The organism is Streptomyces alboniger (genome assembly GCF_008704395.1).
Taxonomy (GTDB): domain Bacteria; phylum Actinomycetota; class Actinomycetes; order Streptomycetales; family Streptomycetaceae; genus Streptomyces; species Streptomyces alboniger.
Genome location: NZ_CP023695.1, coordinates 4,456,160 through 4,478,973, shown reverse-complemented (window position 1 = coordinate 4,478,973; position 22,814 = coordinate 4,456,160). Strand labels below are relative to the sequence as shown.

The 22,814-nt window shown below is 67.4% G+C and carries 16 protein-coding genes and 3 rRNA genes; 4 read left to right on the top strand and 15 right to left on the bottom strand.

Translation table 11 applies throughout. The features are described 5' to 3' along the window. Nucleotides 1–38 precede the first annotated feature (38 nt). From hemB to CP975_RS19990, 6 genes are all read right to left on the bottom strand, one after another. Entirely contained in the window at nt 39–1,028 is a 990-nt protein-coding gene (gene hemB, locus CP975_RS20015; RefSeq protein WP_150477192.1) for a porphobilinogen synthase, read from the bottom strand. Nucleotides 1,029–1,093: 65 nt separating this feature from the next. Continuing rightward, entirely contained in the window at nt 1,094–2,752 is a 1,659-nt protein-coding gene (locus CP975_RS20010; protein WP_055534159.1) for a bifunctional uroporphyrinogen-III C-methyltransferase/uroporphyrinogen-III synthase, read from the bottom strand. After that, entirely contained in the window at nt 2,749–3,708 is a 960-nt protein-coding gene (gene hemC, locus CP975_RS20005) for a hydroxymethylbilane synthase (protein ID WP_055534161.1), read from the bottom strand. The genes CP975_RS20010 and hemC overlap by 4 nt, the downstream gene beginning before the upstream one ends. Continuing rightward, nucleotides 3,705–5,438: a glutamyl-tRNA reductase gene (locus CP975_RS20000; RefSeq protein WP_055534163.1), complete on the bottom strand. Its 1,734-nt coding sequence runs from the start codon at nt 5,436–5,438 to the stop codon at nt 3,705–3,707. Before CP975_RS20000 ends, hemC begins: the two co-directional genes overlap by 4 nt. Beyond that, the gene (locus tag CP975_RS19995) at nt 5,435–6,190 is read right to left on the bottom strand and encodes a redox-sensing transcriptional repressor Rex (RefSeq protein WP_030791719.1); all 756 of its coding nucleotides are present in this window, start codon (nt 6,188–6,190) and stop codon (nt 5,435–5,437) included. Before CP975_RS19995 ends, CP975_RS20000 begins: the two co-directional genes overlap by 4 nt. A 307-nt stretch (nt 6,191–6,497) precedes the next feature. Next, nucleotides 6,498–6,776 (bottom strand): glutaredoxin family protein, encoded by a 279-nt coding sequence (locus CP975_RS19990; protein WP_030791715.1) that lies wholly within the window; start codon nt 6,774–6,776, stop codon nt 6,498–6,500. Nucleotides 6,777–6,912: 136 nt separating this feature from the next. Between CP975_RS19990 and CP975_RS19985 the strand changes: the two genes are divergently transcribed. The 3 genes from CP975_RS19985 to CP975_RS19975 all read left to right on the top strand — a co-directional run bounded on the left by CP975_RS19985 (nt 6,913) and on the right by CP975_RS19975 (nt 10,507). Next, nucleotides 6,913–7,857 (top strand): HAD family hydrolase, encoded by a 945-nt coding sequence (locus CP975_RS19985; protein ID WP_055534165.1) that lies wholly within the window; start codon nt 6,913–6,915, stop codon nt 7,855–7,857. Between the two features lie 344 nt (nt 7,858–8,201). After that, nucleotides 8,202–8,990, top strand: coding sequence for an ECF subfamily RNA polymerase sigma factor, BldN family (locus CP975_RS19980; protein ID WP_055534167.1), 789 nt, complete (start codon nt 8,202–8,204; stop codon nt 8,988–8,990). Between the two features lie 248 nt (nt 8,991–9,238). Then, a complete protein-coding gene (locus CP975_RS19975; protein ID WP_055534169.1) occupies nt 9,239–10,507 on the top strand; it encodes a DUF5667 domain-containing protein in 1,269 nt (422 codons plus the stop codon). Between the two features lie 92 nt (nt 10,508–10,599). Here CP975_RS19975 and CP975_RS19970 read toward each other — a convergent pair whose 3' ends face one another. The 9 genes from CP975_RS19970 to CP975_RS19930 form a co-directional block, all read right to left on the bottom strand. Continuing rightward, nucleotides 10,600–11,655, bottom strand: coding sequence for a lysophospholipid acyltransferase family protein (locus CP975_RS19970; protein WP_055534171.1), 1,056 nt, complete (start codon nt 11,653–11,655; stop codon nt 10,600–10,602). Nucleotides 11,656–11,669: 14 nt separating this feature from the next. Beyond that, entirely contained in the window at nt 11,670–12,719 is a 1,050-nt protein-coding gene (locus CP975_RS19965) for an NAD-dependent epimerase/dehydratase family protein (protein WP_055534173.1), read from the bottom strand. Nucleotides 12,720–12,951: 232 nt separating this feature from the next. Beyond that, nucleotides 12,952–13,050, bottom strand: coding sequence for a 30S ribosomal protein bS22 (locus CP975_RS19960; RefSeq protein WP_003948845.1), 99 nt, complete (start codon nt 13,048–13,050; stop codon nt 12,952–12,954). 158 nt (nt 13,051–13,208) lie between these two features. Continuing rightward, a complete protein-coding gene (locus CP975_RS19955) occupies nt 13,209–13,418 on the bottom strand; it encodes a helix-turn-helix domain-containing protein (RefSeq protein WP_062770509.1) in 210 nt (69 codons plus the stop codon). A gap of 132 nt (nt 13,419–13,550) precedes the next feature. After that, nucleotides 13,551–14,366: a phosphatase gene (locus CP975_RS19950; RefSeq protein ID WP_055534178.1), complete on the bottom strand. Its 816-nt coding sequence runs from the start codon at nt 14,364–14,366 to the stop codon at nt 13,551–13,553. Between the two features lie 118 nt (nt 14,367–14,484). After that, entirely contained in the window at nt 14,485–15,660 is a 1,176-nt protein-coding gene (locus tag CP975_RS19945; RefSeq protein WP_055534180.1) for an acetoin utilization protein AcuC, read from the bottom strand. Nucleotides 15,661–15,776: 116 nt separating this feature from the next. Continuing rightward, nucleotides 15,777–15,893: ribosomal RNA gene (rrf, locus tag CP975_RS19940) — 5S ribosomal RNA — on the bottom strand. Nucleotides 15,894–15,980: 87 nt separating this feature from the next. Continuing rightward, nucleotides 15,981–19,106 (bottom strand): 23S ribosomal RNA (locus tag CP975_RS19935). 319 nt (nt 19,107–19,425) lie between these two features. Beyond that, nucleotides 19,426–20,951: ribosomal RNA gene (locus tag CP975_RS19930) — 16S ribosomal RNA — on the bottom strand. Together the 16S, 23S and 5S rRNA genes form the textbook arrangement of a ribosomal RNA operon. 864 nt (nt 20,952–21,815) lie before the next feature. Here CP975_RS19930 and trpS point away from each other — a divergent pair. Further along, nucleotides 21,816–22,814: a tryptophan--tRNA ligase gene (gene trpS, locus CP975_RS19920; RefSeq protein WP_150477191.1), complete on the top strand. Its 999-nt coding sequence runs from the start codon at nt 21,816–21,818 to the stop codon at nt 22,812–22,814.

Below are 22,814 nucleotides of genomic sequence, written 5' to 3'. Positions count from 1 at the left end.
GAGGTCAAGCCCCGACCGGCCCGGGGCCGCAGCCGGGGTCACAGCTGCCGCGCCACCTCGGTGGCCCAGTACGTGAGGATCATGTTGGCGCCCGCGCGCTTGATCCCCGTGAGGGACTCCATGATCGCCTTGTCCCGGTCGATCCAGCCGCGCTCGGCGGCGGCCTCGATCATCGCGTACTCACCGCTGATCTGGTACGCCGCCACCGGCACGTCCACCGCGTCGGCGACCTTCGCGAGGATGTCGAGGTAGGGCCCGGCGGGCTTCACCATCACCATGTCGGCGCCCTCGTCCAGATCGAGCGCCAGCTCCCGCAGGGACTCCCGGGCGTTGGCCGGGTCCTGCTGGTACGTCTTGCGGTCGCCCTTCAGCGACGAGCCGACCGCCTCGCGGAAGGGGCCGAAGAACGCCGAGGAGTACTTCACGGTGTAGGCGAGGATCGACACGTCCTCGTGGCCGACCTGGTCCAACGCGTCGCGGACGACGCCGATCTGACCGTCCATCATGCCGCTCGGGCCGACCACATGGGCGCCCGCGTCGGCCTGGACCTGGGCCATCTCCGCGTACCGCTCAAGGGTCGCGTCGTTGTCGACGCGACCCTCGGAGTCCAGCACCCCGCAGTGCCCGTGGTCGGTGAACTCGTCCAGGCACAGGTCGGACATGACGATGAGGTCGTCGCCGACCTCGGAACGCACGTCCCGCAGGGCGAGCTGCAAGATCCCGTCGGGGTCGGTGCCCACCGTCCCGGCGGCGTCCTTCTTCGACTCCTCCGGCACCCCGAAGAGCATGATCCCGGAGACCCCGGCCTCCAGCGCCTCGACGGCCGCCTTCTTCAAAGTGTCGCGGGTGTGCTGGAAGACGCCGGGCATGGAGCCGATCGCCACCGGCTCGCTGATCCCCTCGCGCACGAACGCGGGCAGGATCAGATCGGCCGGATGCAGCCGCGTCTCGGCGACCATGCGCCGCATGGCCGGAGTCGTCCGCAGCCGCCGCGGCCGCGTACCGGGGAAAGATCCGTACTTCGTCACTGACGTCACCTGGATTCGTACGCTGCTGTCGTTGTGGGCGGGCCGGGAAGCCCGCCCACAAGAACCTACGGCGCGGTGCGTCGCCGACGCGAACCGGGCCGACGCTCGCTCGGCCGCGTCACGGGGTCCCCGGCGTCCAGCGCCGCGGCCCGCCGCTGCGAACCGAAGTCGGCCAGCGCCTGGGCCAGCTTGTGCACCGAGGGCTCCGGAGCCATCACGTCCACCCGCAGCCCGTGCTCCTCCGCCGTCTTCGCGGTGGCGGGGCCGATACACGCGATGACCGTCACGTTGTGCGGCTTGCCCGCGATGCCGACGAGGTTGCGCACGGTCGAGGAGGACGTGAAGAGCACGGCGTCGAAACCGCCGCCCTTGATGGCCTCCCGCGTCTCTGCCGGCGGCGGCGAGGCGCGCACGGTCCGGTAGGCCGTGACGTCGTCGACCTCCCAGCCCAGGTCGATGAGACCGGCGACCAGCGTCTCCGTGGCGATGTCGGCCCGCGGCAGGAAGACGCGGTCGATCGGGTCGAAGACCGGGTCGTAGGGCGGCCAGTCCTCCAGGAGGCCCGCGGCCGACTGCTCACCGCTCGGCACCAGGTCGGGCTTGACGCCGAAGGCGATCAGCGCGGCGGCCGTCTGCTCACCGACGGCCGCGACCTTGATCCCGGCGAAGGCACGCGCGTCGAGCCCGTACTCCTCGAACTTCTCCCGCACCGCCTTCACCGCGTTGACGGACGTGAAGGCGATCCACTCGTACCGCCCGGTGACCAGGCCCTTGACCGCGCGCTCCATCTGCTGGGGCGTGCGCGGCGGCTCGACCGCGATGGTCGGCACCTCGTGCGGCACCGCGCCGTAGGAGCGCAGCTGGTCGGAGAGCGAGGCCGCCTGCTCCTTCGTACGCGGGACGAGCACGCGCCAGCCGAAGAGGGGCTTCGACTCGAACCACGACAGCTGGTCGCGCTGGGCGGCGGCGGAGCGCTCGCCGACCACGGCTATGACGGGCTGCCCCCCGTCGGGCGAGGGCAGCACCTTCGCCTGCTTGAGGACCTGCGCGATGGTGCCGAGCGTCGCGTTCCAGGTGCGCTGGCGCGTCGTCGTACCGGCGATGGTCACCGTCATCGGGGTGTCCGGCTTGCGGCCCGCGGCCACCAGCTCGCCCGCGGCCGCCGCGACGGAGTCGAGCGACGTGGAGACCACCGCGGTCCCGTCGGACGCGCCGACCTCGCTCCAGCAGCGGTCGGACGCCGTACGGGCGTCGACGAAGCGGACGTCCGCGCCCTGCGAGTCCCGCAGCGGCACACCGGCGTACGCGGGCACACCGACCGCGGCCGCGATGCCCGGCACGACCTCGAAGGAGATGCCCTCGGCGGCGCAGGCGAGCATCTCCTGCGCCGCGTCCGTGTCGAGGCCGGGGTCGCCGCTGACCGCGCGCACGACCCGCTTGCCGCCCCTCGCGGCCTCCATGACAAGATTGGCGGCGACTCGGATCGTCGTCGTGTCCGCGGTTGCTGACGTGTCGTCAGTGGTCGGCGGCAGGGGTGTGTCCACACCTCCCTTGGCATGCACACGGACGACGTCGAGCACATCAGGCTCGGCGATCAGCACATCCGCTCGGGCCAGCGCCTCGACGGCGCGCAGGGTCAGCAGTCCCGGATCTCCGGGTCCGGCACCCAGGAAGGTGACGTGCCCGTGTGCGGGAATGCCGGGAAGGTTCGAGGTGGGGCTCAAAGTGCTCGCTCCCCCATCAGACCGGCCGCGCCCTTGGCGAGCATCTCGACCGCGAGTTCACGGCCAAGCGCCATGGCTTGCGTCTCCGTCTCGGGCACGGGACCGGTGGTGGACAGCTGCACCAGCGTCGAGCCGTCGGTCGTACCGACGACACCGCGCAGGCGCATTTCCTTGACAATCTGCCCGTCGGCCAGCAAGTCGGCCAACGCACCCACAGGTGCGCTGCAACCGGCTTCCAGGGCGGCGAGCAGGGACCGCTCGGCGGTCACGGCGGCCCGGGTGTACGGGTCGTCGAGCTCGGCGAGCGCGGCGGCGAGTGACGCGTTGTGCGCGGCACACTCGATCGCCAGTGCCCCCTGGCCGGGGGCGGGCAGAACGGTGTCGACCGACAGGAAGTCGGTCACCTCGCCGGTCCGGCCGATGCGGCTCAGTCCGGCGGCGGCGAGCACGACGGCGTCGAGCTCCCCCTTGTGCACGTATCCGATGCGGGTGTCGATGTTCCCGCGGATCGGCACGGTCTGGATGGTCATGCCGTGGCTGCGCGCGTAGGCGTTCAGCTGCGCCATGCGGCGCGGCGAGCCGGTGCCGACCCGAGCGCCGTCGGGCAGCTCGGCGAAGGTCAGCCCGTCGCGGGCGATCAGGACGTCGCGGGGGTCCTCGCGCTCCGGCACGGCGGCGAGGACGAGTTCCTCGGGCTGCGCGGTGGGCAGGTCCTTGAGCGAGTGCACGGCGAAGTCGACCTCGCCCCGGACCAGCGCCTCGCGCAGGGCGGCGACGAAGACGCCGGTGCCGCCGATCTGCGCCAGGTGCTCGCGCGAGATGTCGCCGTACGTCGTGATCTCCACGAGTTCGACGGGGCGGCCGGTCAACTGCCGCACCTTTTCGGCCACTTGGCCCGACTGGGCCATGGCCAGCTTGCTGCGCCTGGTCCCGAGCCTCAGAGCCCTCTCGGTCATGCCCGGCCTCTATTCGGGTCGTCGTTCTCGTTGTTCACGTGGTCGGCGTTCGGGCGGTCCGCGGTCAGGTGGTCGGCCCTGCTGACCGCCGCGACCGTCTGCGGGTCGAGGTCGAAGAGCGTGCGCAGCGCGTCCGCGTACCCGGCGCCGCCCGGCTCGCTCGCCAGCTGCTTGACCCGCACCGTCGGCGCGTGCAGCAGTTTGTCCACGACGCGGCGCACGGTCTGCGTGATCTCCGCGCGCTGCTTGTCCCCGAGGCCCGGCAGCCGTCCGTCGAGCCGCGCGATCTCGCTCGCCACCACATCGGCGGCCATGGTGCGCAGGGCGACCACGGTAGGCGTGATGTGCGCGGCGCGCTGCGCGGCACCGAAGGCGGCGACCTCGTCGGAGACGATGCCGCGCACCTGCTCGACGTCCGCGGCCATCGGGGCGTCGGCGGAGGCCTCGGCCAGCGACTCGATGTCGACAAGACGTACGCCGGGGATGCGGTGCACGGCGGCGTCGATGTCGCGGGGCATGGCGAGGTCGAGCAGGGCCAGCACGGCCGGGCGGGCCGCACTCGCCGACGGGAGGGGCCTGCGCCGCTCGGGCAGCCTGCCCGAGACGCGCGCGGCCGCCACCAGCGCGGCGATGGCGTCCGCCTCGGCCTGCGGGTCGGCCTTCTCCTCGCGGCGCTCGGCCGGGGCGTTGTCCACCCAGGCGGCGTGCTGCTCCAGGGACGCGGCGTCCATCCCGGCGACGGCGGCCTCACCGGCGACGGAGAAGCCGCGCGGCGCGGAGAGGTCGACGGGGCAGCCCTCGTCGGCCACGGTCGGCTGCGACGCGGTCTGGCCCGCCGAGCCGTTCCTGGCCTGCGCGGGGAGGTCACCCGCCCAGGCGCCCGCGGGCAGGCGCCCCTCGACGGCCGCGGCGACCGCGTCCGCCGTCAGCACCAGACCGGTGGCGCCCGTGCAGGACACCGCCACATCGGCACGTGTCAGTTCGTGGGCCACCTGGTCCATGGGCACGGCTCGCGCGCTCACGCCCGCGTCGCCCTGCTCCCCCAGGATGGCCGCGAGCCGCTCGGCGCGCTCCAGCGTGCGGTTGGCGACCACGACCTCCTCGACCCCGGCCCGCGCGAGCGTCGCCGCGGCGAGCGAGGACATGGAGCCCGCGCCGATGACCAGGGCCCGCTTGCCCTTGGCCCAGGTCTCGACCGGCTCGCGCACGGCGAGCTGTTCGAGGCCGAAGGTGACGAGCGACTGCCCGGCCCGGTCGATCCCGGTCTCGGAGTGCGCGCGCTTGCCGACCCTGAGGGCCTGCTGGAACAGGTCGTTGAGGAGCCGGCCCGCGGTGTGCAGCTCCTGCGCACGCGCGAGGGCGTCCTTGATCTGCCCGAGGATCTGCCCCTCGCCGACGACCATCGAGTCGAGGCCGCACGCCACCGAGAAGAGGTGATGGACGGCCCGGTCCTCGTAGTGGACGTACAGATAAGGAGTCAGCTCGTCCAGGCCCACCCCGCTGTGCTGCGCGAGCAGCGTCGACAGCTCGGCGACACCCGCGTGGAACTTGTCGACGTCCGCGTACAGCTCGATGCGGTTGCAGGTGGCGAGCACGGCCGCCTCGGCCGCGGGCTCGGCGGCCACCGAGTCCTGCAACAGCTTCGCCTGCGTGTCCGCGGGCAGCGCGGCGCGCTCCAGGACGCTCACCGGAGCGCTGCGATGGCTCAGCCCTACGACCAGGAGACTCATGCCGGCATCACGGCGGGGACGTCCCCGTCGGGTCCCTTGCGGTGCGGCTTGGCCGCGACGGGCGGCGCGACACCGTCCGCGGCGGCCTCCTCACCGGCCTTGCGTTGCTCGTGGAAGGCGAGGATCTGCAACTCGATGGAGAGGTCGACCTTGCGTACGTCGACGCCGTCCGGCACGGAGAGCACGGTCGGCGCGAAGTTCAGGATGGAGGTCACACCCGCGGCGACGAGCCGCTCGCAGACCTGCTGGGCCGCCCCGGCCGGGGTGGCGATGACACCGATCGAGACGCCGTTGTCCTCGATGATCCGCTCAAGGTCGTCGGTGTGCTGCACGGGCATGCCGGCGACGGGCTTTCCGGCCATTGCCGGATCGGCGTCGATCAGCGCCGCGACACGGAAACCACGCGAGGCGAACCCGCCGTAGTTGGCCAGGGCGGCGCCGAGGTTGCCGATGCCGACGATGACAACAGGCCAATCCTGCGTCAGGCCGAGTTCACGGGAGATCTGGTACACGAGATACTCGACGTCGTAGCCGACGCCTCGCGTCCCGTACGAACCGAGGTACGAGAAGTCCTTGCGCAGCTTCGCGGAGTTGACCCCCGCGGCGGCCGCGAGCTCCTCGGAGGAGACCGTGGGCACCGAGCGCTCCGACAGTGCGGTGAGGGCTCGGAGGTACAGCGGAAGCCTGGCGACAGTGGCCTCGGGAATCCCTCGGCTGCGGGTCGCCGGTCGGTGAGTTCGGCCAGTTGCCACGGTGCTCCTGCGGGTAGAGCGGGGCTGTAGGCGGTCACTCGTCCCCAGACCGCCCCGTCGACAGCAGGCTATGTCTTTGTGAACGCGTGCACAAAGATTGTGTCCGATTTGCCCGGCCAACGTGACCGGGGTCACGCGCCCCCGGCGCACGATCGTGGAACCGAAGCGCGGGCGGCGCCGTTGCTTATTGGATGGGGGCAAAACCGCACACTCTCCCTCACGATCATCGCCCCCGAGACCAAAACCGCCCCAAAGCGTAAACGACTTCGGGGCCAGTTTGGACTACCCGGTCAGTAACTTCAGACGGTCAGCCGGCCAGCTCGCGCCGCAGCCGGGCCTCGTCCACGCGCCAGAAGGTGTGCTGCTCCCCGTCCACCAGGACGACCGGGATCTGCTCCCAGTAGGCCCGGTGCAGTTCCTCGTCCTGAGTGATGTCCTTCTTCTCCCACGCGGCCCCCAGCTCCCCGCAGACCTTCTCGATCACCAGCTGTGCGTCATCACACAGATGACAGCCCGGCTTCCCGATCAGGGTGACCGTGCGATCCGCGGGCTTCTTCTTCTCCGTACGACGAAAAATCGGGCTCATGCCCCCATTCTCGCCCCGCCGACGCGCCCGGCGGCCGCACCGGACCCACGCCGTTTAACGGCCCGGCCGCGAAGAGTTCACAGGGCGGCATCCCACCGACTCCGGAACCACCGAACGAACTAGCTATGCTCACGGCATGGCCGCTCTCGGATGGCTCACCCCCCGTAGGCGCTCCGCCACGGCGCGGAGCGTGTTGGCAGGCGAGGCCTCGGCCGAGGCCGCCCGCAAATCCTCCCAGGAGCTGGAGGAACTCACCGGGCGGACCGTGCCCGAGGAAGGCCCCGGCGAACCGGAGTTCCCCGTCGTCGGCGACGTGGAGGCCGCCGCCTTCTTCGACCTCGACAACACCGTGATGCAGGGCGCCGCGATCTTCCACTTCGGCCGCGGCCTGTACAAGCGGAAGTTCTTCGAGCGCCAGGAACTGGTCCGATTCGCCTGGCAGCAGGCGTGGTTCAGGCTCGCGGGCGTCGAGGACCCCGAGCACATGCAGGACGCCCGCGACAGCGCCCTGTCCATCGTCAAGGGCCACCGCGTCGCCGAGCTGATGACCATCGGCGAGGAGATCTACGACGAGTACATGGCCGAGCGCATCTGGCCGGGCACCCGCGCCCTCGCCCAGGCCCACCTCGACGCGGGCCAGAAGGTCTGGCTGGTCACCGCCGCCCCGGTGGAGATCGCCACGGTCATCGCCCGCCGCCTCGGCCTGACCGGCGCCCTCGGCACCGTCGCCGAGTCCATCGGCGGCGTCTACACCGGCAAGCTCGTCGGTGAGCCCCTGCACGGCCCCGCCAAGGCCGAGGCCGTCCGCGCCCTGGCCGCCGCCGAGGGCCTGGACCTCGGCCGCTGCGCCGCGTACAGCGACTCGCACAACGACATCCCGATGCTCTCGCTCGTCGGGCACCCGTACGCGATCAACCCCGACGCCAAGCTGCGCAAGCACGCCCGCGAGCGGGACTGGCGGCTGCGCGACTACCGCACCGGCCGCAAGGCGGCGAAGGTCGGCATCCCCGCCGCGGCGGGCGTCGGCGCGCTCGCGGGCGGCACGGCCGCGGCGATCGCCCTGCACCGCCGCCGCCACTGACTCACCGTCACCGGCCCCCGCCCGTAACGCCGCCGGTCACCGCGCATTCCCCCGCTCCTACCCCGCCCCGCCTCCGGCCAGTCCCGCGGGTTGAACTCGGGCACAACACGCCCCGCGTGGCGACGGAATGTGAACCGTTCCGATCAACAAGCGCTCACTCTCTGATACTTGAAGCGCCTCCAATCGGTTACAGAAGCGACGTAATCGATGATTTGAGCAACTGGGTGTAGCACTGCCTGTACGAAGCGTTATTCTCCTCAAACGCATGAGGGACCCCGCGCGTCGCTACGACGAGTGAACGGTTCCGTACTGCACGTGATGGAAGCTCTGCCTCTGGGAGTCCCGTGTACCCACACGTCGGGGTTGACGCCTCGGGCCTGGCTACGCTGCGCGCAACGGTCATCGACCGCTTGCGCGGCTTCGTCCCCACCGCGTACGCCGTCCCCGCCGTCCCCGTCTTCGCCGTCCCCGCACCCGCCGGGCCGTGCTATGCCCTGGCGGACGGCGGTGCGGCAGTCGGCAGACGGTCCCGCTCCGGCGCCGCCGCCTCTACGCCCACCCCCCGCCGTCCCGCCGCCGACAGTGACAGCGCCCGCATGATGGACCTGGTCGAGCGCGCCCAGGCCGGCGAGTCGGACGCCTTCGGCCGCCTCTACGACCAGTACAGCGACACGGTCTACCGCTACATCTACTACCGCGTCGGCGGCAAGGCGACCGCCGAGGACCTCACCAGCGAGACCTTTCTGCGCGCCCTGCGCCGCATCGGCACCTTCACCTGGCAGGGTCGTGACTTCGGCGCCTGGCTGGTCACGATCGCTCGCAACCTGGTCGCCGACCACTTCAAGTCGAGCCGCTTCCGTCTCGAAGTGACCACCGGCGAAATGCTCGACGCCAATGAGGTCGAGCGCAGCCCCGAGGACTCCGTCCTGGAGTCCCTGTCGAACGCGGCACTGCTCGAAGCCGTCCGCCGCCTCAACCCCCAGCAGCAGGAGTGCGTGACCCTGCGGTTCCTCCAAGGTCTCTCCGTCGCCGAGACCGCTCGCGTCATGGGCAAGAACGAAGGCGCGATCAAAACCCTCCAGTACCGGGCGGTGCGCACTCTCGCCCGCCTCCTCCCGGACGACGCGCGCTAGCCCTCCGTAGCGCTCAACTCACCTTCCGTGGCGGCCAGATGGCCGCCACGGCCCCTCGCCGATTCTTCGCGGTCCGATCATCCTCCGTCCGTAACCCAAGTGCCGCGACGCTCGTTGTGCGGGATGCAGGCTCCCTGTGGTCGCCACCCGAACACCCACGCTCACCCGATCGTGTGGAACCGTTCAGGGCAGGCAACCCTCAGGACCCCCTGGGGAGTCGACCGTCATGACGAGAGGAGGTGCCGCCAGTGATCGCGAACGTATCGGCCCACCGGCGGGCGAACGCCTTCGCCCAGGCCCTGGAGGAGCATTCCGACCAGGACCCGGCGGCCGAGCAGTCCGAGCAGTCCGAGGACTCCGCGTCCACCGCGCCCGCGGCCGCATCCGTGGAGTCCCCCGAAACCACCGTGGCCCGCGCCGAGCCGACCGAGCAGGGCCGCATGCTGGCCCTGGCGGACAGCCTCGACGCGCTGCCCAAACCCGCCCTCGACCCCGAGGTCAAGGTCGTTCAGCGCGCCCAGCTCGTGGCCGCGATGGAAGCCATGTTCCTCGAGGGCAGCAGTGCCTCGGTGCCCGAACAGCGCTCCCGCAAGGGCGCCCACCGAGCGGGCCCGCTGCACAAGCTGCGGCCCCGCTCCCGCCTCTCCAAGGGCATCGCGGCGGGCGGCCTCACCGTCGGCGTCGCGGCCGGTGCCTTCGGCGGAGTCGCCGCCGCCAGCTCGGACGCCCTCCCGGGCGACTCGCTGTACGGCCTCAAGCGCGGCATGGAGGACCTCAAGCTGGGCATGGCCGACGGCGACGCGGACCGCGGCCAGATCTACCTCGACCAGGCCTCCACCCGGCTGAACGAGGCCCGCAGGCTCATGGAGCGCGGCCGCACCGGCCCGCTCGACCACGAGTCCGTCGGCGAGGTCAGGCGCGCCCTCTCCGGCATGCGGCACGACGCCACCGAGGGCCACCGCCTCCTCCTTGAGGCGTATGAGCGGGACGGCTCGCTCGGCCCGATCCAGGCGCTGTCCGCGTTCTCCCGGTCGCACCGCGAGAGTTGGAGCGACCTCCAGGACCGCCTGCCGGTCCAGCTGGGTGACGTGGGCGCGCAGGTGGACTCGGTCTTCGACGCCATAGACGAAGAGGTCGAGCCGCTGCGCGCGCTGCTGCCGCGCGCGCCCGAGAAGGGCGGCCCGTCCGGCCGCGCCCCGCAGAGCCCCACCGGCTCCGACGGCACGGACGGACGCTCCTCCACCCCATCGGGCAGCGGCGGCGGACACCGCGGCGACCCCGGCGGCGCCGGAAAGCCCAGACCCTCCTCGCCGCACAGCCCGGACGATGACGTCCTCGGCGGCAGCGTCGGCGATCTCCTCGACCCGCCCGCCGACAGGAAGACGCCTCCGGCCCCGTCGGACGGCAAGAGCAAGCCCGGCAAGACCCGCCCCTCGGCCAAGCCGGACGTCACCCTGCCCCCGCTCCTGCCCGGCCTGCTCCCGGAGCTCGGCATCGACGAGGGGGACGCAAGGTAACCCTCGTCAGTACGTGATGGGGGCGCCCTCCACATCAGGAGGGCGCCCCCATCACGTACGTACGCAGGAAACCCCACGCGTCAGAAGAGCTCTCAGAAGAACACGGACCGCCGCTGCACCAGCAGCTTGTACAGCGAGTGCTGTATCTGCTCCCGCACCTGGTCGGTCAGGTTGAACATCAGCATCGGGTCCTCCGCCGCCTCAGGCGGATAGCCGTCCGTCGGGATCGGCTCACCGAACTGGATCGTCCACTTCGTCGGCAACGGCACCGCGCCCAAGGGACCGAGCCACGGAAACGTCGGCGTGATCGGGAAGTAGGGGAAGCCGAGGACACGCGCCAATGTCCTGGCGTTGCCGATCATCGGGTAGATCTCCTCCGCCCCGACGATCGAGCACGGCACGATCGGCGAACCCGTCCGCAGCGCCGTCGAGACGAAGCCGCCACGGCCGAACCGCTGGAGCTTGTAGCGCTCGCTGAACGGCTTCCCGATGCCCTTGAAGCCCTCCGGCATCACCCCGACCAGCTCGCCCCGCTCAAGGAGCCGCTCCGCGTCCTCCACGCAGGCCAGCGTGTGCCCCGCCTTGCGGGCCAGTTCGTTGATGACCGGCAGCATGAAGACGAGGTCTGCGGCGAGCAGCCGCAGATGCCGGCCCTGCGGGTGGTTGTCGTGCACCGCGACCTGCATCATCAGGCCGTCCAGCGGCAGGGTCCCGGAGTGGTTGGCGACGATCAGCGCCCCGCCGTCCGCGGGTATGTTCTCGACGCCCTTCACCTCCACCCGGAAGTACTTCTCGTAGAAGGGGCGGAGCAGCGACATCAGGACCTTGTCGGTCAGCTCCTCGTCGTAACCGAAGTCGTCGACCTCGTACTCACCGGTGAGCCGCCGCCGCAGAAAGGCCAGGCCCCCGGCGACTCGCCGGTCCCAGCCACCACCGCGCGCCGGCGGCGCCGCCTCCTCCATCGGTTCGGGCCGCTCCACCCTCGGCTCCGCGTCCTCCCGGCCGTCCTGCCGGCCCGGCAGCGCCTTGACCTCGCTCACGGGCGCGGGATCGCCCGTGAGCCGGGGCGCGGACCTGCGGCGCGGCGTGCGCTGCGCACCCCCGCGCGACCGGTCGTCGTCGAACGGAATGACCTTGGCGTCCGCCATCGTTGACGCTCTCCTCAGTTGGCGCATCGGTTGCCACCCGCGACGGGCAGCGCGGCGATCCGGTCCACGGCCCCCGCGAGGGCACCCGGCGGCAGCAGTCCAGGGCCCCGGCTGCGCACGAAGTCCGCGAACGTCTCGGCGGTGGTGTACTTCGGTTCAAAGCCCAGTGTCTCGCGCATCTGCCGGGTGGCCACGACCCTGCCGTGCGTGAGCAGGCGGATCTGCTCCGGCGAGAAGTCCGTCACGCCGAGCGTGCGCAGCGCCGAACCGACCCAGGTGACGGCCGGCAGCAGCACCGGCACGGTGGGGCGGCCGAGCCGTCGCGAGCACTGCGAGAGCAGCAGTTGTCCGTCGCCCGCGATGTTGAACGTTCCACTGTTGAGGGTCCCGCGGCGCGGCTCGTGCGAACCCAGGCGCAGCACCTCGACCGCGTCGTCCTCGTGGACGAACTGTAGGCGCGGGTCGTAGCCGAACACGGTCGGCAGGACCGGCAGCGAGAAGTACTCGGCGAGCGGGGACTCCGCCGCGGGCCCCAGGATGTTCGCGAAGCGCAGCACGCACACCGCCACATCGGGGCGGCGCCGCGCGAAGCCGCGCACATAGCCCTCGACCTCGACGGTGTCCTTGGCGAAGCCACCGCTGGGCAGCGACTTCGGCGGCGTGGTCTCGGTGAAGACCGCGGGGTCCCTGGGCGCGGAGCCGTACACGCTCGTACTGGACTTCACCACGAGCCGCTTGACCGTCGGCGACTTCTGGCAGGCGCCGAGCAGCTGCATGGTGCCGATGACGTTGGTCTCCTTGACCGAACTCCGGCCGCCCCGGCCGAGCGCGGTCGCCGTCACGTCCATGTGGACGACCGTGTCCACCCCGTACTCGGCGAGCACCTTGGCGATCGCGGGCTGCCGGATATCGGCCTGGACGAAATCGGCGCCGCCGAGATGGTGCTCGGGTGGGATCGCGTCGACGGCGATCACCCGGTCGACCTCCGGGTCGCGCTGGACGCGGCGGACGAACCGCCCGCCCAGCTGTCGGGCCACTCCGGTCACGAGCACGACCTTGCCCAAGATCAGCGCCTGCCTTTCCCCAACCCTCGCCGCACACAGCCGACTGTGTCCCGGCCCACGCTAGCGGGTCCGTGTTGCGCTGTGATGACCGCGTGCTGCGGGAAGTGACGACGGACACAGGGGTACGTACGGACCAAGTCGACGCCCCTCAAGTACCGCGCGGGAGGGCCCCAAACATGCCGAAGCCCCCCACCGGTGGTGGGGGGCTTCGAAATTCGCTGTGCAGCGATCGCTACTTCTTGTTGCGACGCTGAACGCGAGTGCGCTTCAGCAGCTTGCGGTGCTTCTTCTTGGCCATCCGCTTACGCCGCTTCTTGATAACAGAGCCCACGACTACCCTCGCTCACTTCTCTTCACTCGGTGCGGGGCAGCAGACTGGGCCCACACGACCTACGTCGGCCTAGCCTACCTGCCCCCGCGTGAGGGACGTAATCGAGGGCCATGGATCCTCCGCGGACCCTGCGGCGAGGGGCCCTCGGGCCCCTGCGCTCAGCCTGCCTCGACCCCCACATAGGACTCGCGGAGGTACTCGTGAACCGCCTGCTCCGGGACCCGGAAGGACCTTCCGACCCGAATGGCGGGCAGATGACCGCTGTGCACCAAGCGGTACACGGTCATCTTGGACACTCGCATCACCGAGGCGACTTCCGCCACGGTCAGAAACTGAACCTCGTTCAGCGGCCTCTGGTTCTCAGCCATGACACCCCACCTGAACCTTCCGCACATGACGGGCACCGGCTTCCCCTTCCGGTGACTCTTCGTCGCTGCGCGCTCACTCCCCAGACTAGGGGCGGATGATGCGAGTGGGGAAGAGGAGCAGCCATCGGCCGCCTACTGTGACAGACACGCTCGATTGAGTACATAGCGAGTAAGCGGTCGGTAGTAATCAGACCGCACAGCGTCATCAAGTGGAACGACGACGGACACCCGCCCCTCGGCCTCTCCGACGAACAGCGCGGGATCGTCCGTATCCGCCAGACCGATCGCCTCAAACCCCAGCTGACCTGCTCCGCAGACCCATCCGTGGTCTCCGACGACCAGCTCGGGAAGCGGTCCGCCGACCTCCGCCGCGGCATCCAGAACGGCCCGAACCGGGAGTGGTGAGTGGGTGTGTGCGCCGGTCTCACTCCCGGTGGAACGCGCGCCGGGTTCGCGCACCAGCGCGACTCCTTGTACGTAGTCAAGGTTGTACGTGCGTAGGCCGAACCGGGTCGTTATGTCGACACTGTTGCCCTGCGCGGGGGTGAGGACCGTGCACCCTGCCGCCGACAAGGCGTCCGCCAACGCGGCGTAGAAGCCCAGCAACCGGTGCGGGTGTCCGGTCCCGAAGAGTACCGGCAACCGCCGTCGCGCCGCGTCCGCCAGCCGCTCCGCGAAGGCGTCGAGCGCCCGCAGCGTCCGCTCCGGATCGATGACGTCGGCTCCCGTGGTGTGCCGCGGATCCGCCGACACCCCGCACTTGTCGGCCATCAGCCGCAGCAGGTCCGCACACCCCCAACTCCACTCGGGGTCGAGCCCGAGCAGCACCCGGGGATCCCTGGCCGCGAAGAGCCGATAGCTCCGCAGGCTCTCTTCCCTGGAGGTGGCCACGGGCCCGGCCAGCCGAGCCGCCAACAGGTGCGCGCGCAGGGCGCCGGTGGTCAACACGGTCCGATGCTGGCGCATCGAGGGCATACGGGCCGTCAAAACCCCGGAAAACCCCCACAGTTGGGCTAACGGGGGCACAATACCGGCCAATCCAGCCCCGGGTTGGGGAGGAGCCGTTCTACGCCAGCAGCCCCCGCAGGGGGAACACCGCACGCCGCGCCGCGAGGACGGCCTGGTCGAGCCGGTCGGCGGGGTCGTACCCCGACTCCCATTCCTTCCAGCCCACCGGCCATCGCCCGTCCGTCATCCGGCCGGGCGCCAACTGCCGTGTACGGGCATACACTTCCTGCCGCCAGGACTCGGGGACCAGGCTCTCGGGCGCCACGGGCCGCCCCGCGGCGATACCCACGAGATGCGTCCAGGACCGCGGCACCACATCCACCACGGCGTATCCCCCGCCCCCCAGCGCGACCCACCGTCCTCCGGCGTACTCATGGGCCAGCTCGTGGCAGGCGACCTGCACGGCCCGCTGTGCGTCCAGCGAGACGGCGAGGTGCGCGAGGGGGTCCTCGAAGTGTGTGTCGGCGCCGTGCTGCGTCACGAGCACCTGCGGGCGGAACTCCGCGAGCAGCTCGGGTACGACGGCGTGGAAGGCCCGCACCCAGCCCGCGTCGCCGGTCCCGGCCGGCAGCGCGACATTCGCGGCGGATCCCTCGGCCACGTCTCCCGCGCCTGTCTCCTCGGGCCACCCGGTCTGCGGAAACAGGGTCCGGGGGTGCTCGTGCAGCGAGATCGTCAGAACCCGAGGGTCGTCCCAGAACGCGGCCTGGACCCCGTCCCCGTGGTGCACGTCGACATCCACGTACGCGACCCGTTCGGCGCCCAGCTCCAGCAGGCGCGCGATCGCCAGCGCCGCGTCGTTGTAGATGCAGAATCCCGAGGCGCCGCCGGGCATGGCGTGGTGCAGGCCGCCCGCGAAGTTCACGGCGTGCAGGGCCTCGCCGCGCCACACCGCCTCGGCCGCCCCCACCGACTGTCCGGCGATCAGCGCCGACACCTCGTGCATGCCGGCGAAGGCCGGGTCGTCCTCCGTCCCGAGGCCGTACTCCCCGCGCGCGGAGCCCGGGTCGGCGGAGGCCGCCTTGACCGCCGCCACATAGTCCTCGCGGTGCACGAGCCGCAGCGTCGAGTCGCCGGCCCGCTTGGCCGCGACCACGTCCAGCTCCCGGTCGAGCCCGAAGGCGCCGACGAGACTTCGGGTCAGCCCGAGTCTGACCGGGTCCATCGGGTGCCCCGGGCCGAAGTCATAGCCCGTTACTGCCTCGTCCCACATCAGCTGTGCGCGGCCGCTCATGCCCGTCACCGTATCGGTCCGCTCCGGGAGCGAAGGAACAGGTGTACAACAAAAACACGACCAGAACGCAGAAAACCCCCGCACCATGAGGTGCGGGGGTTTCCCATTCAAAATTAGTTCGGCGGCGTCCTACTCTCCCACAGGGTCCCCCCTGCAGTACCATCGGCGCTATGAGGCTTAGCTTCCGGGTTCGGAATGTAACCGGGCGTTTCCCTCATGCTATGACCACCGAAACACTATGAAACTGTCAACCGCACCGCACGTGACCATGTACGGGGTTGTTCGTGGTTTCAGAACCAACACAGTGGACGCGAGCAACTGAGGACAAGCCCTCGGCCTATTAGTACCAGTCACCTCCACCCGTTACCGGGCTTCCAGATCTGGCCTATCAACCCAGTCGTCTACTGGGAGCCTTAACCCCTCAAAGGGGGTGGGAATACTCATCTCGAAGCAGGCTTCCCGCTTAGATGCTTTCAGCGGTTATCCTTTCCGAACGTAGCCAACCAGCCATGCCCTTGGCAGGACAACTGGCACACCAGAGGTTCGTCCGTCCCGGTCCTCTCGTACTAGGGACAGCCCTTCTCAATATTCCTACGCGCACAGAGGATAGGGACCGAACTGTCTCACGACGTTCTAAACCCAGCTCGCGTACCGCTTTAATGGGCGAACAGCCCAACCCTTGGGACCGACTCCAGCCCCAGGATGCGACGAGCCGACATCGAGGTGCCAAACCATCCCGTCGATATGGACTCTTGGGGAAGATCAGCCTGTTATCCCCGGGGTACCTTTTATCCGTTGAGCGACGGCGCTTCCACAAGCCACCGCCGGATCACTAGTCCCGACTTTCGTCCCTGCTCGACCCGTCGGTCTCACAGTCAAGCTCCCTTGTGCACTTACACTCAACACCTGATTACCAACCAGGCTGAGGGAACCTTTGGGCGCCTCCGTTACTCTTTGGGAGGCAACCGCCCCAGTTAAACTACCCATCAGACACTGTCCCTGATCCGGATCACGGACCGAGGTTAGACATCCAGCACGACCAGAGTGGTATTTCAACGGCGACTCCACGAACACTGGCGTGCCCGCTTCAAAGTCTCCCACCTATCCTACACAAGCCGAACCGAACACCAATATCAAACTGTAGTAAAGGTCCCGGGGTCTTTCCGTCCTTCTGCGCGAAACGAGCATCTTTACTCGTAGTGCAATTTCACCGGGCCTATGGTTGAGACAGTCGAGAAGTCGTTACGCCATTCGTGCAGGTCGGAACTTACCCGACAAGGAATTTCGCTACCTTAGGATGGTTATAGTTACCACCGCCGTTTACTGGCGCTTAAGTTCTCAGCTTCGCACACCCGAAAGTGCACTAACCGGTCCCCTTAACGTTCCAGCACCGGGCAGGCGTCAGTCCGTATACATCGCCTTACGGCTTCGCACGGACCTGTGTTTTTAGTAAACAGTCGCTTCTCGCTGGTCTCTGCGGCCACCCCCAGCTCACGGAGTAAATCCGATCACCAGTGATGGCCCCCCTTCTCCCGAAGTTACGGGGGCATTTTGCCGAGTTCCTTAACCATAGTTCACCCGAACGCCTCGGTATTCTCTACCTGACCACCTGAGTCGGTTTAGGGTACGGGCCGCCATGAAACTCGCTAGAGGCTTTTCTCGACAGCATAGGATCATCCACTTCACCACAATCGGCTCGGCATCAGGTCTCAGCCTTAATGTGCGACGGATTTACCTATCACACGGCCTACACCCTTACCCCGGGACAACCACCGCCCGGGCTGGACTACCTTCCTGCGTCACCCCATCACTCACCTACTACCACCTTGGGTCAGCGGCTCCACCACTTCCCTCAACTCCGAAGAGATCAGGACGGCTTCACGGCCTTAGCATTAATGGGCTCGATGTTTGACGCTTCACAGCGGGTACCGGAATATCAACCGGTTATCCATCGACTACGCCTGTCGGCCTCGCCTTAGGTCCCGACTTACCCTGGGCAGATCAGCTTGACCCAGGAACCCTTAGTCAATCGGCGCACACGTTTCTCACGTATGTATCGCTACTCATGCCTGCATTCTCACTCGTGAACCGTCCACCACTGCCTTCCGGCGCAGCTTCACCCGGCACACGACGCTCCCCTACCCATCCCAGCAGGCGTTGGCCCTATATGCTGGAATGACACGACTTCGGCGGTACGCTTGAGCCCCGCTACATTGTCGGCGCGGAATCACTAGACCAGTGAGCTATTACGCACTCTTTCAAGGGTGGCTGCTTCTAAGCCAACCTCCTGGTTGTCTCTGCGACTCCACATCCTTTCCCACTTAGCGTACGCTTAGGGGCCTTAGTCGATGCTCTGGGCTGTTTCCCTCTCGACCATGGAGCTTATCCCCCACAGTCTCACTGCCGTGCTCTCACTTACCGGCATTCGGAGTTTGGCTAAGGTCAGTAACCCGGTAGGGCCCATCGCCTATCCAGTGCTCTACCTCCGGCAAGAAACACACGACGCTGCACCTAAATGCATTTCGGGGAGAACCAGCTATCACGGAGTTTGATTGGCCTTTCACCCCTAACCACAGGTCATCCCCCAGGTTTTCAACCCTGGTGGGTTCGGTCCTCCACGACCTCTTACAGCCGCTTCAACCTGCCCATGGCTAGATCACTCCGCTTCGGGTCTTGAGCGCGCTACTAAACCGCCCTATTCGGACTCGCTTTCGCTACGGCTTCCCCACACGGGTTAACCTCGCAACACACCGCAAACTCGCAGGCTCATTCTTCAAAAGGCACGCAGTCACGAGACACCAAGCAAGCTTGATGTCCGACGCTCCCACGGCTTGTAGGCACACGGTTTCAGGTACTATTTCACTCCGCTCCCGCGGTACTTTTCACCATTCCCTCACGGTACTATCCGCTATCGGTCACCAGGGAATATTTAGGCTTAACGGGTGGTCCCGCCAGATTCACACGGGATTTCTCGGGCCCCGTGCTACTTGGGTGTCTCTCAAACGAGCCGCTGATGTTTCGACTACGGGGGTCTTACCCTCTACGCCGGACCTTTCGCATGTCCTTCGCCTACATCAACGGTTTCTGACTCGTCTCACAGCCGGCAGACTGTGAAAGAGAGATCCCACAACCCCGCATACGCAACCCCTGCCGGGTCTCACACGTATACGGTTTGGCCTCATCCGGTTTCGCTCGCCACTACTCCCGGAATCACGGTTGTTTTCTCTTCCTGCGGGTACTGAGATGTTTCACTTCCCCGCGTTCCCTCCACACTGCCTATGTGTTCAGCAGCGGGTGACAGCCCATGACGACTGCCGGGTTTCCCCATTCGGAAACCCCCGGATCAAAGCCTGGTTGACGACTCCCCGGGGACTATCGTGGCCTCCCACGTCCTTCATCGGTTCCTGGTGCCAAGGCATCCACCGTGCGCCCTTAAAAACTTGGCCACAGATGCTCGCGTCCACTGTGCAGTTCTCAAACAACGACCAACCACCCATCACCCCACCAGCAAAACCAGTGAGTGTACTGGGGTCGGCATCCCGAAGGACAGGCTTGACAGCCCGTACCTTCAGATACCCAACAGCGTGCCCGACCGAGTCCCGTCCGAAGATCATGCTTTCCACGCCCCGAAGAGCAGTACTTGCAGCCTCCGACCCGTGAACCAGGCCGAGTAGTCAACGTTCCACCCATGAGCAACCACCGTCGATCGTTTGCCGACGTAGTGGCCTCTGAACCAAGCAAGCTTGGCTTAGAAGTGCTCCTTAGAAAGGAGGTGATCCAGCCGCACCTTCCGGTACGGCTACCTTGTTACGACTTCGTCCCAATCGCCAGTCCCACCTTCGACAGCTCCCTCCCACAAGGGGTTGGGCCACCGGCTTCGGGTGTTACCGACTTTCGTGACGTGACGGGCGGTGTGTACAAGGCCCGGGAACGTATTCACCGCAGCAATGCTGATCTGCGATTACTAGCAACTCCGACTTCATGGGGTCGAGTTGCAGACCCCAATCCGAACTGAGACAGGCTTTTTGAGATTCGCTCCACCTCACGGTATCGCAGCTCATTGTACCTGCCATTGTAGCACGTGTGCAGCCCAAGACATAAGGGGCATGATGACTTGACGTCGTCCCCACCTTCCTCCGAGTTGACCCCGGCGGTCTTCTGTGAGTCCCCATCACCCCGAAGGGCATGCTGGCAACACAGAACAAGGGTTGCGCTCGTTGCGGGACTTAACCCAACATCTCACGACACGAGCTGACGACAGCCATGCACCACCTGTACACCGACCACAAGGGGGGCACCATCTCTGATGCTTTCCGGTGTATGTCAAGCCTTGGTAAGGTTCTTCGCGTTGCGTCGAATTAAGCCACATGCTCCGCTGCTTGTGCGGGCCCCCGTCAATTCCTTTGAGTTTTAGCCTTGCGGCCGTACTCCCCAGGCGGGGAACTTAATGCGTTAGCTGCGGCACCGACGACGTGGAATGTCGCCAACACCTAGTTCCCACCGTTTACGGCGTGGACTACCAGGGTATCTAATCCTGTTCGCTCCCCACGCTTTCGCTCCTCAGCGTCAGTAATGGCCCAGAGATCCGCCTTCGCCACCGGTGTTCCTCCTGATATCTGCGCATTTCACCGCTACACCAGGAATTCCGATCTCCCCTACCACACTCTAGCTAGCCCGTATCGAATGCAGACCCGGGGTTAAGCCCCGGGCTTTCACACCCGACGTGACAAGCCGCCTACGAGCTCTTTACGCCCAATAATTCCGGACAACGCTTGCGCCCTACGTATTACCGCGGCTGCTGGCACGTAGTTAGCCGGCGCTTCTTCTGCAGGTACCGTCACTTTCGCTTCTTCCCTGCTGAAAGAGGTTTACAACCCGAAGGCCGTCATCCCTCACGCGGCGTCGCTGCATCAGGCTTTCGCCCATTGTGCAATATTCCCCACTGCTGCCTCCCGTAGGAGTCTGGGCCGTGTCTCAGTCCCAGTGTGGCCGGTCGCCCTCTCAGGCCGGCTACCCGTCGTCGCCTTGGTGAGCCATTACCTCACCAACAAGCTGATAGGCCGCGGGCTCATCCTTCACCGCCGGAGCTTTTAACCTCCACCCAGGAGAGTGGAGGTGTTATCCGGTATTAGACCCCGTTTCCAGGGCTTGTCCCAGAGTGAAGGGCAGATTGCCCACGTGTTACTCACCCGTTCGCCACTAATCCACCCCGAAGGGCTTCATCGTTCGACTTGCATGTGTTAAGCACGCCGCCAGCGTTCGTCCTGAGCCAGGATCAAACTCTCCGTGAATGTTCTCCCGTAATCGGGATGACACCACGAGAGCGGAACGGTCGGGAGGAATAATCCCGTCCGTTCACAGCGTCCTCGCTGTGTTTCTTCAAAGGAACCGCGTCCCAGCTGATGCTGGAGACGGGGTTATCAACATATCTGGCGTTGACTTTTGGCACGCTGTTGAGTTCTCAAGGAACGGACGCTTCCTTTGTACTCACCCTCTCGGGCTTTCCTCCGGGCGCTTCCCTTCGGTGTTTCTTTTGTTCTTGCGTTTCCGACTCTATCAGACTCTTTCGTGTCCGATTTCCTCGGTGCCTTTCCGGTTCCCGCTCCAGCCTTTCGGCTTTCGCGTTTCCCTTTCCGGCGGTTCCGACTCTATCAGATCCTTGCGGGCCTGACTCCCAGTCGAATGTGGGTTGTCCTCGCGGCTGTTGGGCCGTTCCGACGAGTGAGACTTTAGCGGAATCCTGGCTCCCGAGCTAATCGGGGGCGTCCTTTCGAACGCCGATTCCTCATTTCGCAAATACGCATGAAAGCGGGCCGAAGGCGAGTCCCAAGAGGGCGCACGACATCGATCGCTTGAATGGTTCTTGCGGAATGGCCGCCCGGGGACCGACCAAGTGGTCGACGCTCACGTCGGGCAACTCGGAGAACACTACGTAGGCCCCCCGGGAGTGTCAACTCCCTGACGCGTGGTCCCCCGGGGACTACTCTGGGCGGCATGACAACGCACGCGTACACCCAGCTGTGGTGGGCCGCCTGACGGCGGCCGTACATACGCGTGTACTCAACGGCCGCCGCTTCGGCGGCCGTTCTCGTTTCTCCCCCTGGAGGCCCGGAACCCGGTCGTCGGGTCGGCGGTCCCGAGCAGGAGGCGGAGAGATGACGAGGATCTTCAGTGGGGTCAAGCCGACGGGGCATCTGACCCTGGGGAACTACCTGGGAGCCGTCCGGCAGTGGGCCGAGGTCGACCAGTACCGCGCCGAATCGCTGTTCGGCGTCGTGGACCTGCACGCCCTGACGGTGGAGCACGATCCCGGCCGGGTGCGCAGGCTCAGCAGGCAGGCGGCGACGCTGCTGCTCGCGTCGGGGATCGATCCCGAACAGGCCACCGTCTTCGTACAGAGTCATGTCGACGAGCACGCGCGGCTCTCGTACCTGCTGGAGTGCGTCGCCACGGACGGTGAGATGCGGCGGATGATCCAGTACAAGGAGAAGTCCGTGCGGGAGCGGGCGCGGGGCGGGAGCGTGCGGCTGTCCCTTCTCACCTATCCCGTGCTGATGGCGGCGGACATCCTGGCGTACCGGGCCGACGAGGTGCCGGTCGGTGAGGATCAGACGCAGCACGTCGAGCTGACACGGGATCTGGCGGTGCGGTTCAACCAGCGGTACGGACAGACCTTCGTAGTGCCGCGGGCCACGCCGCCCAAGGTGGCGGCGCGGGTCATGGATCTCCAGGACCCGACGTCGAAGATGGGCAAGTCCCACGATGCCGGGGCCGGGATCGTCTATCTGCTGGACGAGCCCGATGTCGTACGGAAGAAGATCCTGCGGGCGGTCACGGACAGCGGCAGCGAGGTCGTGTTCGACCCTGAGGCGAAGCCGGGGGTCTCGAATCTGCTGGAGATCCTCGCGGCTTGCCGGGGCGGGAACCCGGAAGCGCTGAGCGGGGCGTACGAGTCGTACGGCGCGCTGAAGAGCGATACCGCCGAGGCCGTGGTGGAGCTGCTCAGGCCCGTGCAGGAGCGGCACAAGGAACTGATGGCGGATCCGTCGTATGTGGAAGAGGTGTTGCGGCGGGGGGCCGAGCGTGCCAGGGGGATGGCCGGGCCGACGGTGGACGGTGCCTATCGGGCGGTCGGGCTGCTGCCGCCGACGTGA